This window comes from Nitrosomonas sp. Nm51, assembly GCF_900111165.1.
Taxonomy (GTDB): Bacteria; Pseudomonadota; Gammaproteobacteria; order Burkholderiales; family Nitrosomonadaceae; genus Nitrosomonas.
The window spans coordinates 95,928-110,354 of sequence record NZ_FOGH01000003.1; the positions used below are offsets into that span (position 1 = coordinate 95,928).

Genomic DNA, 14,427 nt, shown 5'->3' on the forward strand with positions numbered 1-14,427 from the left:
AATAAGCCCGCCACCATAAGGTTGCCGGCATGCTTGTCGAGTATAGATGGATTCGGTGCTGGCATGAAAATCGAGGACAAATAATATAAATGCTAAAAAAACGAGCCGGGATAGTGGACAGTGACGAACACTTCTACTAGGCTATTCGCAAAATCAGGGGTTGGCGGGTCTCACCTGTGGCTGTGGGTGATGGCGGCCGCAGTGATGATATTGACCGGCTGCAGCACTACATTCAGGCATGCGCAACTTCCTCAGAATGGCCAGGCGCGAATACCGGAAATCCAGATTGACCCGGCTACGGGTGTCAGTTCGCTTGAATTGAGCGTCCTGATTTACAACGTGGCCGGCCTGCCCTGGCCGATAGGTTGCGGTAAAGCGTCCCGGACTGTGGATGAGTACGGGGAGAAAATTCCGATAGCCTGTAATAGAAGCGCGGCGCTGCGTGCCATTGGTGACTCGCTTGGAAAGCTTCGCCGGCAAGGACTTGAACCGGACATAGTGATGTTACAGGAAGCATTTATATCTGCGGCGGCGGAGATACCGGTCCGTGCTGGATACCCAAACTGGGTGACTGGGCCCGGCGTCTCGGACCTTGGCTTGAAATATTCCGGCCGTGCCAGCCAAAATTTTATTGATGAACGTAGTTTCTGGAAAGGGGAGAAGCTCGGAAAATGGCAATCCAGCGGACTCATGCTTGCCAGCAACTTTCCCATTAAAGTGGTTTACAAACACCCGTTCAATCAATGGGAATGCGCTGGTTTTGATTGCCTGGCAAACAAGGGACTATTGGTCGCTGAGATCGAAGTGCCCGGATTACCTTACCATCTTCGGGTAGCAACCACTCACTTTAACTCTCGAGGCCGCTCCGGCGTATCGAGCGAGCGAGCACTCATTGCCCACAACCTTCAACTCGACGAAGCCAGAGATTTTCTAAGAACGATAATAAACCGGGACCTGCCATTCATATGGGGAGGAGATTTGAACATGCGCAACTCTAACGACCGCCTCGTCTACTTTGTGGAAACTTCTATTTTCAGGATAAATGAAGTTTCCGCGTTTTGTAGCGCGTACCCGGAAGATTGTGAAACCCAGTTTGAGTGGCGTTCTGATGCGCCTTGGCAGGAGACTCAGGATTTGCAGGGGTGGGTGCCTGGCAATCAGATTTCCATTATGCCGCTCTCCATGGAAATGCTGTTTGATGACCCTGTTGACGGAATTATGCTTTCGGATCATGATGGTGTGTTTGTCAAGTACCGGCTGAGTTGGCCGGTACCGAGTAATCTCTCGCCGGTGTCACCAGAAATAAGATGAAAGCCAAAACCTGGCTGGCATTTCACAACGGTTGGTCATTCTAGAACGTAATGTATTTATATTAATGGAAGTACCCATGTCTTATGTCATAAAGAACACCGGATGGATGAGTATTATTGTCATGTTTTGTATGATGACTGCCTGCAGTGTATCTGTGAAGAGACCTGCCGAACCCAAAACAGTATCAGAACAACTGCTTATTAACAAAGCCCTGGAAAATAGTCTGACAGATTTTAAGACAGAATTTCCACAAGGAACACCCGTCGCGCTGGAAGTATCAGGACTGACCACCGACAAGGGTAGAAAAGGATACGATGTAACGCAGCGTCATGTCAAAAAAGTACTTGCCGGCCGGCTTGGCAAGGAGGGTCTCGTGATTGTTGAAGACAGCAGAAAGGCCAAATATCAGGTGCGGGTGATTATCGAGACAATAGGAACCAATCGGGGAGTACGGTTTGTAGGCATGCCTGCAGCTAACTCTTCATTTATCCCTATTTCTATTCCCGAACTGACCTTGTGGAGAAGAGATAGACGGCAAGGAATTGCTCGATTTTATTTTGATATTTTTGAGACGGGTACTGGTCGTTTTGTAAGTAAAACTGAGGTATACACGGGGACTATAAACGAAACGCGCTACACACTTTTTTTTATTTTTAAATGGGAAGAGTCTGAGTTGAATGAGCCCCTGGAAAGACTCTAAATCCCCCTGAAAACCTAATTACCCCTGACAATTTGAACATGATTCTCGCTTTTCAGCCAAAGGCAGCGGTGCATTACAATTGATCGCTTTTCTGTAGGGTGCAGAGTGATCAACAAGTTTTGATCTATTCAAAATCCTTGATGAACCCGCCAGTCAGGAAACAGGTTAAAAACCGAATTATGTGCCTGCCACGAAATCAATCAAAGAACAGAAAATAAAAATGACAACACAAAAGCTTCGCATGATTGTAATGAACGGTCAAAAAATCATTCAGGCTATGGTCAATAACGAGTGGAGAAACTATCGGCACGATCAAAAAAGCGGAAGAAGGCATCAAGCCAGGCATTTACAATATTTACCTGACTAATGCGGAATACGCTTTTTCTTTTCCGTCGATACGATATTTAATCCGCCAGACTGTGCCCCCGCAGGGACGGAGACTATCGAATAACTTATATAACTATTTATTTATAAGATGTTTTTCAAATTAATATAAATACTATTACCCCAATAGTTGCCCCTTATCAATCAATGTTGTTTATTATCAATCTGGTTTAACTCATGGCCGGCTTTACAGAAAAACTCGATAGTTTATTAATCCAGAATTAACAACCGGAAATCAGACAGGTGTTAGGGTTTCTCGAAATATAAAAACGGGTGTCAAAATGACGCCCGTTTGTTTTTTGACGCCTGACTTCGGCCCAACTTCCCAACAAACAAGACGTGGATATATACATCATCATGATGTCTTAACGGGCCTGACTTCGGCCCAACTTCCCAACCGTAAGATTTTGATGACTTTGATTGTTGCATTAGTCTTAACGGGCCTGACTTCGGCCCAACTTCCCAACACTCAACCATGTCGCATTTGTTCGAGGCGGTGTCTTAACGGGCCTGACTTCGGCCCAACTTCCCAACAAATAAGCAACGAAGAAATAATGGACGCAACGTCTTAACGGGCCTGACTTCGGCCCAACTTCCCAACTGTTGATGAGGGAGTACTCAAAAATATCACGGTCTTAACGGGCCTGACTTCGGCCCAACTTCCCAACCGCATCGGTTCGGCGCGGTAGTCGTGACTCGGCATCGTCTTAACGGGCCTGACTTCGGCCCAACTTCCCAACATATACAGCGATGGTTCTAACTTATTCAGTGTAGTCTTAACGGGCCTGACTTCGGCCCAACTTCCCAACTCAGGATATTATGGACTTCAAAACAAACCTTAGTCTTAACGGGCCTGACTTCGGCCCAACTTCCCAACGTTTTGGGATTGGATCAACGTGTGAAAAAAGGAGAGTCTTAACGGGCCTGACTTCGGCCCAACTTCCCAACTGAAGAATCACTGGAATACCAGAATCTTCAATTGTCTTAACGGGCCTGACTTCGGCCCAACTTCCCAACCGACTCTTCCACAGCCCTTTATCCATGGGGCATACAGAGGCAAAATCGGCGGTCTCGGCATTTTCTTTTCCCACAAGCTGGAAAGCATGTCCATTTTAGCCCAGAACCCGCATGAATACTAGTGCGGCGCGTTTTTCTGTCGAAAACAGATTAAATATGTTCGTTATCATACTGAATATATGGCTGGTTATTAAAAATTTTGCTTAAATATTAGGCAACCAGGTTGGCAACTTTTTGCGGTTTTTACAGTGCGCCGCATTTTGATGATTGGCACTGGTATATTTACTACACAATCCAGTAAGGCGCATTCGGCGCGCCAGGTATTTTTCCCTGCCATTGTATATGATAACGGCAGCGGCCACACACCGGCGTGATAAGTATATGGTCTTCCTGCGGATTGATCAGGCGGCGTAGCCGCAGGCGCAGCGCGATGAGCCCATCGGGCGTCAGGCCGCATTCAAAAACGCTTTTTTGCACGCGAACACCCGCCGTTTCCAGTACTTTGGCGACCCGGTTCAGGCGTTTCGGATGTGCGATGTCGTATGAAATGACGACCAGATAGAGTGCGCTCATCGCCAGCGGGTTGCCTGAAATTCGTTTGTATTATTCGAACGGAGTGCTCTGGCCAGCGTCAGTATGTCGTGGTCAATGATACGGCGTAAATCCATTTCGGTCTCAGTTTGCGGGTGTTGTTGAATGCTGTTGAAACGGTCTTCCAGTGCGCGTATGAATGTGCGGATGGTATCGTTGCCGAGGCTGCATACTTCAGATTGGATACTGTGCGCTTGCGGATCGAGTTGCCGGGTGCGCAGCAGTCTGAGCACAGTGGCGTCGACAACATAGGCGCGGAATACTTCCATCAGGTCTGATGCAAGCGCCAGGTGATTGCCGCCCGGTAAATGCAGCATGCCCAGATGCGCGTTCAGGCTGCGTGCCTGCAACAATCCGGCGACAGCCTGGTACAACAGGGTGTAGCCAAGCGAAAGCATGGCGTTGACCGGGTCGGGAGCGGGACGTGCCAGTCGTTTGCTGAACTGCCATGGTGGCGGCACCAGCTCGGCAAAAGCGCGCCAATAGAGTGCTGCGGCTGCACCCTCGCTGCCGCGCAGGCTTTCCACGCTGGTAGCGGTTTTAAGCGACTGTTCGATTTGTTTCAGGCGCTGATTGGCAGACAGGTCGAGTGGCGATGATTTGAGATGGCGCTGACCGCGTGCCAGTACAAGACGGGAATTATGCAGTTTCGCCGCGACAATCCGGCGTGCGATATCCAGCTGAAACGCAGGATCGGCATGGCAGGTGAATTGCGCCTGCAACAGCGTAATCTGCCGCCCTGTTTCCGGGTCGAACCGGCCGTAATAGCGCCCGAGATAAGACAGGTAGGACAGGCTGCAGTCATTGCGGGCTGCCAGCTGCAGCGTCTGCGTCGTCACCTGAACAGGGCCGAAGAGCATGATCTGGTCCACCTGGTGTGCGGGCAGATTCAAAATGGTTTTGCCGTCACGTTCAACCTGGTAGCGCTGGTTGTCGACACTCAGACGTACCTGCTTGTCCACCAGATAAAGCGTGCGCTGTAACGGTGCCAGCGGCGGCAGCGGGTGATTGAATTCAGGGTCTTCGGGCGCGGCATCCTGGATGGTTTCCCGAGGCGGTTTGTCCGGTTCCGGTTCTGCGCCGGTTGATGTAGTGGATGTGGTCTGTTCGGGCAAGGATGCGGTATCTGGTGAAACATCGGCGGATTGGATTTTGGTTGCCGTTTTGGATGACGGTGACGGCGGGGCGGTTGCCTTAAAATTTTTCGGCACCGTATCGTGCCATGTTCTCGGGATTGCCAGGCTGCGCACGAAATACCAGCCAAGAAATTCCAGGCCGTCGTCGAAGTGAACAATCCGGGTTTTCAACGGATTAAGACGCAGAGTCAGCCGCTCAAGCACATCCCGTGTCAGATCCAGTGCGGCTTCTGCGTGTTTTCTGGACCTGGCGAGGACGATAAAATCGTCGGCGTAACGGATGAGCACATGATCAGCGTCGAGCAGCGCTTCATCAAGGGTGTCCAGATACAGATTCGCCAGCATGGGAGATATTGGGCGCTGCCCTGTGGTATGCCCTGTTGCGGCACGGTCTTCTGGTCGCCATCCTGTATGGGTGTGGTCAGCCATTGTTCGACCAGGTCGATCAATGCCGGTTCCGGTGCGACGGTTTGCAGGCGTGCGAGCAGTTCGGCATGCGCAATTGTGTCAAAAAAGGCTTCGATATCGGCATCAACAATCCAGTGATAACCCTGACGCTGATAAAAGCCGATACGTTCCACAGCCATGCGCACGCTGCGGCCCTGGCGGTAAGCATACGAGCAGTCTTCGAGTTCTGCCTCCACTTTCGGTGTCAGCACCAGGGTGAGGCTGGTCTGCAAAATGCGGTCGCGTACCGTTGGAATCGCGAGTCCGCGCGGCGACTTTCCCGGCCGTTCCGCCCAGATGCGCAACAATGGCTGCGGGCGGTAAACGCCGTGGATGACGTCCTTTGCCAACTGGCGCAACACGGCATCGATTTGCGGCGATAAGGCGCTGATAGTTTCGCCGTCCACGCCGGCCATGCCTTTGTTGTCGGCGACTTTTTCCCAAGCCTGTTTCAGTTTGCTGAAGGTGAGCGCCTTGCGCAGCAGCGCACCGATCGCCAGCATGTCAGACGATCCAGTGACCGGCCATCGGTTTCAGGCCTCTGCCAAGTCCTTCGCCACTGGCGCGCCCGATATCCAGGCCGCACAGCGCGTAATACCGTGCGGAATCCTCGCTGCCGTGCAGGATCTTAATCATTGCTGACTGCAGCCGCAGCAGATTTTCGGCATCCAGCTCCATCAGATAAACGCTTTTCTGCACCCGCTCGCCCCAGCGCTCACAAACCTTTGCAGCGCGCCGCAGACGGCGTGGATCGGCGATATCGGTGATGACGAGGTAGTGCATGTTTACCACAAAACGATTGGATAACAGCGTGACTGTACCAAAATTCTGGACTGCTGGGTAGATTTTGATTGCGATGGTATGTTCGTAACTATTGATCAGAACATTTTATAGCGCTAAAAACACTGCGGATACGCGTTACTTTGAAGGGTTTATTGAATAACAGCCAAGGCGGATCACAATTTTACTATGAAAGAACATAGCCTAAAGACAATAACACCCCTTACCCCGAAAAAGCAGGGGCTACGAATGGTGATAAAAGAGTACTGAGTACTGCAACGTTACGGTGCACATTTGCTGCCGAAGCGACCAAATTGCCTGTAGTCCGGTTGGAAAACGGCCTTTTTACTATGCGTGCTCTATGGCGACAATTTGGGGTGCGGGTTGGTCGCTTAAGTCACATTAACGTGCGGAGTCAAAGCTTCAAAAAATTGAACGATTTTTGACAGCTGTGCACCGCAACATTATTATCTTTCATCATTCGGGGCGAAACAATGCTCTCATGACCATTAACGCCGTTATCCATTTTACGCCGTCATGTTCCTTGAGCTCGTCAATCTGTCTCTGTAAGATCATACCGCGATCTCCAACTTACTTGGAGGGGACTTCAGATTAGCCGGGCTGGTTTGAAAAACCAGTTTCTGGCCGTCGTCATCCGCCGGCCAAGCCAACTACATCCGCATTGCCAGGTTGCCCATGATCCAGATCGTGCCGATGGCCATGATGATCAGCAACAGGACCGAAAAAAGGATCAGTTGCAAATCCTCACGTTTCTGCCGCGACAAATCGATATGCAGAAAAAAGCGGAAATGCACTGTGATCTGCACTAGCGCGCATGCGCCTAGAAAGATCAATAATGTCGGCCGGTCCAAACCGCCCCATGCAACGATCGCGAACGGCCCAACCGTCAGCGTGAACGCAAGCCCAAAACCAATTAGATAATCGCGTAGTTCGCGTCTGTAATCAAGATCGTTCATGCGCTAATTCCTGCAAGAAAGACAATAGTGAATATTCCGACCCAGATAAGATCGAGAAAATGCCAGAAGAGCCCAAGCCGCAACAGGCGGGTCTTGACAATCGGGATCATTCCGAAAGTCCGCATCTGGATCAGCATCACCACGATCCAGATGCATCCTGCCGACACATGTAAACCATGCAGCGGGACAAGCCCCCAGAACGCCGACAGGAAGCCGCTGCGCGACGGCCCGGCGCCCATGCCGATCATGTTGGCGAAGTCGCGCGCTTCAAAGCCCAGGAACCCCAGACCGAGGGCGAGCGTCACGCCAAGCCACAGTGCAATGCGGCCACGTCCTTGTTCGTGCCGCATTGCGAGCGAAGCGATTCCGAAGGTCAGGCTGCTGGTCAACAGGATCATGGTCTGTATGAATACGCTCGTCAGGTCGAACACGTCCTTCGGGCCTGGCCCGCCGGCCATTCCCACCGGGTTTGCCATGGTGACATAGATGGCGAACATCAATCCGAAAATGATCAGGTCGCTCATCAGGAAAACCCAGAAGCCAAATACCAGCGTTTCGGCCTGATCATGCGCTTCACCATGATGTTCGCCAAGGTTGATGCCGGGATGCCTCATCGCGAAGCCTTCAGTGTTTCGGGCAGTTCAAGAACGGCCAGACCCTGGTTAACGTCATCGGTCTCACGATCCCGGGTGATCGGCGACGCCGCCCTGACACGGGCAAGCCATGCGCGATGTTCACGGGAGATTTCGTCCGCCGGAATTGTATAGGTGGTGTCGAGCATAAAGGTGCGGGCAACGAACGCGACCACAATCGTCAGTACCGACAGCATGGCAAGCCACCAGATGTACCAGACCAGCGCCATACCGAGTAAAGTCGCCGCGGCGCATATGATCATACCGAGCGCAGTATTTTTCGGCATCGTGATATCCCCGTAATTTGCTGTGTCGGCAAAAGCACGGCCATTGGCCTTGGCTGCAGCAAAGTCATCGCGATCTTTCACCTGTGGAAGGACCGCGAAATTATAATGCGGCGGCGGCGACGGCGTAGCCCATTCCAGCGTGCGTCCGTTCCATGGGTCGCCCAGGGGAGCGGCCAGTTTATCGCGATCGCGGACACTGACCCAAATCTGTATGACTAACGCCGCCAACGCCGACAAGACCAGCGCCGCACCAAAGAGGGCGGCCAGCATCAGGGGTTCGAACGCCGGATCGTTGAAATTGGCCGAGCGGCGCGGCATTCCCATCAGGCCCACGACGTAGAGCGGCAGGAAAGCGAAGGAGAAACCGAATATCCAAAGCAGGGCCGAGACGCGCCCCCAGCCTTCATGCAGGCGAAATCCGAAGGCTTTCGGAAACCAGTAGTGAATGCCGGCCAACAAACCGAAGACAACCCCCGGGATGATGACATTGTGGAAGTGCGCCACCAGAAATAGCGTGTTGTGCACCTGATAGGTGATCGTCGGATTGGCGAGAATGACGCCGGTCAGCCCGCCGATCACGAACAGGATAAAGAAACCGGTCACGTAAATCATCGGCACCGTCATCCTGATCCGTCCGCGGTACATTGTCGCCATCCAGTCATACACTTTCACGCCCGTCGGCACGGCGATGCACATCGACGCGATGCCGAAGGCGATGTTCACGTTGGCGCTCTGTCCCATGGTGAAAAAATGATGCAGCCAGACGCAGAAGCTGAGCACCGCAATCGCCATTGTCGCGTAAACGAGCGAGGTGTAGCCATAGAGCCGCTTGCCCGAGAAGGTTGCAACCACTTCGGAAATGATGCCATAAGCTGGCAGCACCAGAAGATAGACTTCGGGATGTCCGAACAACCAGAACAGGTTGACATAATTCATCATGTTGCCGCCCAGGTCATTGGTGAAGAAATGAAAATCCAGATAACGGTCGGCGGCGAGCATCAACGTGGCAACCGTCAGCGGCGGCATCGCAAAAATCATGATGATCGATGTACAGAGCACGGTCCAGCAGAACAACGGCATGCGAAACAGCGTCATTCCAGGCGCGCGCTCCTTGTAGATCGTAACGGCGAAATTGATCCCGGACAGCGTTGTGCCGATCCCGGCAATGGCCACTGACCATATCCAGTAATCGGGACCTGGGCCGGGATTGAAGGCAAGCCCGGTATAGGGCGGGTAAGCGGCCCAGCTGCCAGTCGAAAACTTGCCGAATACGAGGCTTGACATGACAAGCACAGCACCGGTGGCGGTCAACCCCAGGCTGATCTGGTTCATCACCGGAAACGACATGTCGCGCGCGCCGATCTGTAAAGGCATGATGTAATTGATTACTCCGGCAACCAGAGGCATCGCTACGAAGAAGATCATGATCGTGCCGTGTGTACTGAACAGTTCGGCGAAATGCTCGGGCGTGAGAAACCCGCCGCTCAGGCCGTCGGCCTGCTGCGCACGCATTAGTACGGCTTCGATTACGCCGCGCGTCATCATCACCAAAGCAAGCACACAATACATGATGCCGATACGTTTATGATCGGTACTGGTCAGCCAGTCTGTCCACAAAGAGCGCCATGCTCTCAGCCATGTAATGAAAGCGATTACAGCGATCGCGCCGGCGATAACAATCATCGCGGCGGCGCCCGCGATCAATTCACTGATGGCCGGACTCTGGATTGCCTGCCAGATTGGCAGCGAGGAAAGGTCGAGGCGGCCGAAAAGCCAGGTCGTTGTGTGGTCAGACGTCATTTGCTGCTTCCATTGAAAAGCGGCTGCCACACATAGCCCGCTGCCCCTGGCTGATTTGCCGGAAGAACGGGTTCACCGCCGTGATACCGTCCGATTACCTTTTTGAAGAGATCCGGCGCGACCTGGTTGAAGTAGATGACACCGGCAGGCATTCCATTCGTGCCGATCGCTTCGTATACCTGCGCGCCCGTCGAGGAAGCGCCGAGCAACTCATAGGTTTGCGCATCAAGCGGCACGCCGTCTGACTTAACCCTGGCCACCCATTCGGAAAACGCTTCGGGTGTCATGGCTACGGCATCGAATTTCTGTTCGGTGAAACCCACACCGCTAAATTGCACATTCTCGCCTTTAAAAACACCGGCTGCATCGGCAAGCAAATGAAGTTTCGTGCGCATCCCCGGCATCGCATAAACCTGCCCGGCCAATGCATCGACCATGAATGACTGCATCACTGTATCGCTGGTCAGGTTCAGCGATACGGGCGCTCCAGCGGGGAAGGCCAGCTGATTGACCGTGGCGATGCCGAGATCGGGGTAGATGAACAACCATTTCCAGTCGAGCCCCACCACCTGAACGTTGAGCGGCGCTGCGTCCGACGCGATGGGTTTATAGGGATCGAGCGCTTTGGTGCTGAACCAAAGCTTGGTTGAAAGTACGGCTACAATCATAAAAGGTACACCCCACATTACGAGTTCAAGCCAGCCTGAGTATCCCCAGTCCGGCGTGTAACGGGCTTTGGTGTTCCGATAGCGGTAACGCCAGAGCATCACCGGCACCAGGATAAAAACCGGCACCACCGCGATCATAGTCCAGCCTACGACTTCGATCAGATGCGCGCGCTGCGCTGCAGCGATTGGCCCTGCAGGATCGAGGAAGCTGCTGCGCTGTTCACTACAACCCGCCAGAATCACCGCAGTCAATAACAATACGCTGAATTGTTTAGCCTTGTTGTATCCCATCGCAGTCCCTTCAACAGTTCCGTTTACCAGCTCAACGCAACGTAACGCTGCACATTATCCTTACGTATAAGTAAAAGTGCGCGTTTTTTGCCACTGTTTTCTTTGACTGCGCGCTTAAATTCGGAGACGCTGTTTACTGTCTTGCGGTTAACCTGCAGGATGACAGAGCCAATTTCTATACCTGCACTGGCAGCAATCGAGCCAGCCTGAACCTTGGTTATCACCACGCCTTCACCCGGTTTGACATCGAATTGTTCAGCCAGTTGTGGCGTCAGGTTCTGGACAGTCAGCCCTATATTTTCAGCACCTTGCGCTGAACCCTGTGCTACCTGGCTGTCCATGAAAAGCTTACCAATGGTGATTGTAAGATCGCTTTTTTCTCCGTCCCGCAGAACGGTCAAATGCTCCCGGCTACCCGGTGGAGTCAAAGATACGCGATTACGAAAACTGCCAACATCTATTACAGGTTCACCGTCATAACTGACAATTACATCTCCCTGACGCAGTCCTGCCTTGTCCGCGGGAGAGTTCTTAGTTACTTCGGCAACGAGTATGCCTTGGCCGGGATCAATGCCAAACGACTCGGCAAGCTCGGCTGTCAGAGGTTGAATTGCAATACCGAGGTAACCGCGAGTGACTTCTCCTTTCTCAATTAATTGGTGGGCGATAACCTTGCCGAGATTGATTGGAATCGCGAAGCCTACGCCCATGTAGCCACCGCTGCGACTGAATATGGCAGTATTAATACCCACGACTTCGCCATTCAGATCAACCAGTGGTCCGCCGGAATTTCCCGGATTGATGGCGGCGTCGGTCTGGATAAAATCTTCATAATCACTGATGCCCAGACTGGTCCGTCCCTTAGCGCTTATCACCCCCACGGTAAGGGTGTTGCTGAGACCGAAAGGGTTGCCAATAGCTATCACCCACTCACCGACCTCCGCTTTGGAGGAGTCGGCCAAGGCAAGCGCTGGACGTCCTTCCGCTTTGATTTCGATGACGGCAATATCGGATTGTGGATCGCGTCCCGTGATTGTGGCGACATATTCGCGTCCGTCCTGAAATTTGACAAGGATCCGGTTTGCGTCCGCTACCACGTGGTTGTTGGTAAGAATATAGGTCTTATCAGATTTAAAATCGCTTTTTGCTGCAAACACAAATCCCGAACCATGTCCTATGATTTGACGCTCTCTTTGTGGTGCGTCAAAACGTGGCCTGCGCGGAATCCCCGTGAAATCATCGCCAAAAAAACGTTTGAACAGATCGTCGCCAAAAGGCAACCTGTTGCCAAACGGTGAAGAAAATGGCGTATTCGTCGAGCCCGTTGCGGCAGATTCGACCTGTATAAATACTACTGATGGAGAAACGGACCTTGCCACTGATGCAAAGGCTTTGCTGGTTTGTTTCAGGTTTTCAACACCGCCATCCATTGCATATACCGGCGTGACGGCAAAACAGATCAATAACAAAAAAAGTTGTATGTTACGATTTTTTTTCATCATTTTCTCCGGAAAGTAATAGTTCTGAGTGGGTTCGGTATTATGACGGGGGCCAGCGCGTCGCCCGCCAGCAGCCTGCATACGATGCTGCTATCGGGCCAACAAATACGCTGGCCTGCGCCTCTTGTAATTGTTTTTTGTGGCTTCAGAGTTATTCTCGTCAAGTATTATCGTTTCTAAGGATGCCGATAGTAGAAATCTTCTCATTTGCGCGATTTTACGGCGATTGCAATCATCACATACGACCAGCCATGAAAAATCATTTCAATTGCCACCAAAAGACCTATTATCCACAGCGCAGAAGCTGGCCATTGAAAAAAAATCAAGCCGCCCAGAATCAGTGACACCACGCCGGAAAATATGACCCAACCCCAGCCAACCCCGGCATTTTTTAACTGAAATCCTATAACAATCCGTAAAATACCAATTGCAATGAAGGCGCCGCCCAGCATGGCCGTTAACATTAGCGAACCAGCCATGGGCTCCGTGATCAATATTGCGCCGGTTACTATGTATAGCAACGCAATCAAAACATGCAGCGAGATACTTTTCCATCCCTTACATTTAAATGCGTCAATAATTTGAAACACACCGCCGGCTAACAACAAAATACCGAATAACAATACAGTCGCAATTGTAAGCGCTACGCTCATCCCAAGTGCAACGGTTCCCAATATTATGAATAATATACCTAAAGCTAACAGCCAGCCCCAGCTCTTACGCAAGTCTCCGAACACAGCGTCAATCTCGGGAGCCAGTTCTTTAACGTCTTTAGTGAATTCCTTACTCGTTGATTCAGTCATTTTTTCTCCTGTGTATTTAGTGTGTTTTATCTTAACCAGCGCCGGCAAAGACACCAATGTCTTTTTTCTCTGATTGTCTAACTGGCTTCATTAAATGCATCTTCTGCTGTTTCAAAAGACCTTAGCCGGCACTAGGACCATAGAGTGATGTCTCAAGATTCAAATTATGGGCAGTCAATTTTTGTGACCGGATTGTGGTTCTGCCGCCGCATCATCAACCATGCTTTGATAGCGGCCGCAGTCAGTGGAACAGCGCCAACACAGACGACACCTCTTGGAGCTCACTGTTCCTGTTATGACATTGTGGTTGTGGTGCTTATTAAGTATTAAACACAGGTTAACACTATGCGTTGTAAAATGGGTTAACAACATGCCGCATGGAAAATATCAACTGTCTTTCCAGAACTTGATACCCATACCGGCTGTTGGCTACTGCTCTCCAGCCATCAGAGTGACATTCCTGACTGTTGTTAAGAGTCGTTCATGAATAAGTGTTACAGTTATTTATGAACGACTCCTTAGATAATTGAGATGAATCAGCAGGCAGTAGTCTTGGTACAAACCGTTTCTGATCAGGGAAACGCGGGTATATGCGGCTCTGTGCCTTCAATCTCCACTTTGGGTAAATGCTGTTTTATACTCGCTTCGATTTCATTTACTCGATCGGTTGGCACGTCGGCCAGTACTAGCAGTTCACCCGCCTCAATCGCTCCTTCATATTCTTTAAGCCGGCGACTATCAACGTTCATTCCCACCATCCCGCTTATCCATGCGCCGACACCCGCACCTGCGAGTGTGGTTGCCAACAAAACGCCACCTGCAACTACCGTTGCGGCCGGAAAAGCAATGGCTACCAATCCGGCCAGCAACCCGGTTGACCCGCCGACCGCCAACCCTTGCTCGACTGCCGGGACAAAATCACTCTTCTGTAAAAGACTGGCTTCAGGCAGGTTTTCAAGTGGCGTGCCGGGTTTTGCAATCACGTGAATGTGCCGCTCTTCAATACGCGCTAAAAGCAGTTCATCAACAATTTTTTTAGTGGTATCGATGTCTGGAACTAGAAAATAAATTCGTCTCATAATGGTTTCTCCAATATGTTAATTA

Annotated in this window: 14 protein-coding genes and 1 CRISPR repeat array; of the genes, 3 read left to right on the forward strand and 11 right to left on the reverse strand. The window is 51.4% G+C overall.

Annotation, left to right across the window (positions count from 1 at the left end; all coding sequences use genetic code 11):
* The first annotated feature begins 120 nt into the window (after positions 1-120).
* The 3 genes from BMY60_RS02320 to BMY60_RS16545 all read left to right on the forward strand — a co-directional run bounded on the left by BMY60_RS02320 (position 121) and on the right by BMY60_RS16545 (position 2,378).
* Positions 121-1,311, forward strand: a complete 1,191-nt coding sequence (locus BMY60_RS02320) for an endonuclease/exonuclease/phosphatase family protein (protein ID WP_143057330.1) — start codon at positions 121-123, stop codon at positions 1,309-1,311.
* Positions 1,312-1,387: 76 nt separating this feature from the next.
* Entirely contained in the window at positions 1,388-2,011 is a 624-nt protein-coding gene (locus tag BMY60_RS02325) for a hypothetical protein (RefSeq protein ID WP_090330896.1), read from the forward strand.
* A 250-nt stretch (positions 2,012-2,261) separates the two neighbouring features.
* Positions 2,262-2,378 (forward strand): hypothetical protein, encoded by a 117-nt coding sequence (locus BMY60_RS16545; RefSeq protein WP_371264179.1) that lies wholly within the window; start codon positions 2,262-2,264, stop codon positions 2,376-2,378.
* 311 nt (positions 2,379-2,689) lie between these two features.
* Positions 2,690-3,412: direct repeats of the CRISPR family, unit length 36 nt; unit sequence GTCTTAACGGGCCTGACTTCGGCCCAACTTCCCAAC.
* 285 nt (positions 3,413-3,697) lie between these two features.
* Here BMY60_RS16545 and cas2 (BMY60_RS02335) read toward each other — a convergent pair.
* The 11 genes from cas2 (BMY60_RS02335) to BMY60_RS02385 all read right to left on the reverse strand — a co-directional run bounded on the left by cas2 (BMY60_RS02335) (position 3,698) and on the right by BMY60_RS02385 (position 14,402).
* A complete protein-coding gene (gene cas2 / locus BMY60_RS02335) occupies positions 3,698-3,985 on the reverse strand; it encodes a CRISPR-associated endonuclease Cas2 (protein WP_090330898.1) in 288 nt (95 codons plus the stop codon).
* A complete protein-coding gene (gene cas1, locus BMY60_RS02340) occupies positions 3,982-5,466 on the reverse strand; it encodes a CRISPR-associated endonuclease Cas1 (RefSeq protein ID WP_256250641.1) in 1,485 nt (494 codons plus the stop codon). The genes cas2 (BMY60_RS02335) and cas1 overlap by 4 nt, the downstream gene beginning before the upstream one ends.
* Positions 5,352-6,089, reverse strand: a complete 738-nt coding sequence (locus BMY60_RS16120) for a reverse transcriptase domain-containing protein (RefSeq protein WP_090330901.1) — start codon at positions 6,087-6,089, stop codon at positions 5,352-5,354. Before BMY60_RS16120 ends, cas1 begins: the two co-directional genes overlap by 115 nt.
* A gap of 1 nt (position 6,090) precedes the next feature.
* Positions 6,091-6,369: a CRISPR-associated endonuclease Cas2 gene (cas2, locus tag BMY60_RS02350; protein WP_090330902.1), complete on the reverse strand. Its 279-nt coding sequence runs from the start codon at positions 6,367-6,369 to the stop codon at positions 6,091-6,093.
* A 668-nt stretch (positions 6,370-7,037) separates the two neighbouring features.
* Complete coding sequence (gene cyoD / locus BMY60_RS02355; RefSeq protein WP_090330904.1) at positions 7,038-7,343, reverse strand: cytochrome o ubiquinol oxidase subunit IV; 306 nt, start codon at positions 7,341-7,343, stop codon at positions 7,038-7,040.
* Entirely contained in the window at positions 7,340-7,957 is a 618-nt protein-coding gene (locus tag BMY60_RS02360; RefSeq protein ID WP_090330905.1) for a cytochrome c oxidase subunit 3, read from the reverse strand. The genes cyoD and BMY60_RS02360 overlap by 4 nt, the downstream gene beginning before the upstream one ends.
* The gene (locus tag BMY60_RS02365) at positions 7,954-10,062 is read right to left on the reverse strand and encodes a cbb3-type cytochrome c oxidase subunit I (RefSeq protein WP_090330907.1); all 2,109 of its coding nucleotides are present in this window, start codon (positions 10,060-10,062) and stop codon (positions 7,954-7,956) included. Before BMY60_RS02365 ends, BMY60_RS02360 begins: the two co-directional genes overlap by 4 nt.
* Complete coding sequence (locus BMY60_RS02370; protein ID WP_177166545.1) at positions 10,059-11,021, reverse strand: cytochrome ubiquinol oxidase subunit II; 963 nt, start codon at positions 11,019-11,021, stop codon at positions 10,059-10,061. The genes BMY60_RS02365 and BMY60_RS02370 overlap by 4 nt, the downstream gene beginning before the upstream one ends.
* A gap of 23 nt (positions 11,022-11,044) precedes the next feature.
* Positions 11,045-12,523 (reverse strand): DegQ family serine endoprotease, encoded by a 1,479-nt coding sequence (locus BMY60_RS02375; protein ID WP_256250638.1) that lies wholly within the window; start codon positions 12,521-12,523, stop codon positions 11,045-11,047.
* A 200-nt stretch (positions 12,524-12,723) separates the two neighbouring features.
* Positions 12,724-13,371: an HdeD family acid-resistance protein gene (locus BMY60_RS02380; protein ID WP_218141601.1), complete on the reverse strand. Its 648-nt coding sequence runs from the start codon at positions 13,369-13,371 to the stop codon at positions 12,724-12,726.
* A 524-nt stretch (positions 13,372-13,895) separates the two neighbouring features.
* Positions 13,896-14,402, reverse strand: a complete 507-nt coding sequence (locus BMY60_RS02385; RefSeq protein WP_090330910.1) for a DUF1269 domain-containing protein — start codon at positions 14,400-14,402, stop codon at positions 13,896-13,898.
* Positions 14,403-14,427: the final 25 nt, after the last annotated feature.

What these genes read in the sequence shown, in the direction of transcription:
- BMY60_RS02325 (WP_090330896.1), top strand. Translation starts at nt 1,388, where the DNA reads ATGTCTTATGTCATAAAGAACACCGGATGGATGAGTATTATTGTCATG.
- BMY60_RS16545 (WP_371264179.1), top strand. Translation starts at nt 2,262, where the DNA reads ATGAACGGTCAAAAAATCATTCAGGCTATGGTCAATAACGAGTGGAGA.
- cas2 (WP_090330898.1), bottom strand. Translation starts at nt 3,985, where the DNA reads ATGAGCGCACTCTATCTGGTCGTCATTTCATACGACATCGCACATCCG.
- BMY60_RS16120 (WP_090330901.1), bottom strand. Translation starts at nt 6,089, where the DNA reads ATGCTGGCGATCGGTGCGCTGCTGCGCAAGGCGCTCACCTTCAGCAAA.
- cas2 (WP_090330902.1), bottom strand. Translation starts at nt 6,369, where the DNA reads ATGCACTACCTCGTCATCACCGATATCGCCGATCCACGCCGTCTGCGG.
- cyoD (WP_090330904.1), bottom strand. Translation starts at nt 7,343, where the DNA reads ATGAACGATCTTGATTACAGACGCGAACTACGCGATTATCTAATTGGT.
- BMY60_RS02360 (WP_090330905.1), bottom strand. Translation starts at nt 7,957, where the DNA reads ATGAGGCATCCCGGCATCAACCTTGGCGAACATCATGGTGAAGCGCAT.
- BMY60_RS02365 (WP_090330907.1), bottom strand. Translation starts at nt 10,062, where the DNA reads ATGACGTCTGACCACACAACGACCTGGCTTTTCGGCCGCCTCGACCTT.
- BMY60_RS02370 (WP_177166545.1), bottom strand. Translation starts at nt 11,021, where the DNA reads ATGGGATACAACAAGGCTAAACAATTCAGCGTATTGTTATTGACTGCG.
- BMY60_RS02375 (WP_256250638.1), bottom strand. Translation starts at nt 12,523, where the DNA reads ATGATGAAAAAAAATCGTAACATACAACTTTTTTTGTTATTGATCTGT.
- BMY60_RS02385 (WP_090330910.1), bottom strand. Translation starts at nt 14,402, where the DNA reads ATGAGACGAATTTATTTTCTAGTTCCAGACATCGATACCACTAAAAAA.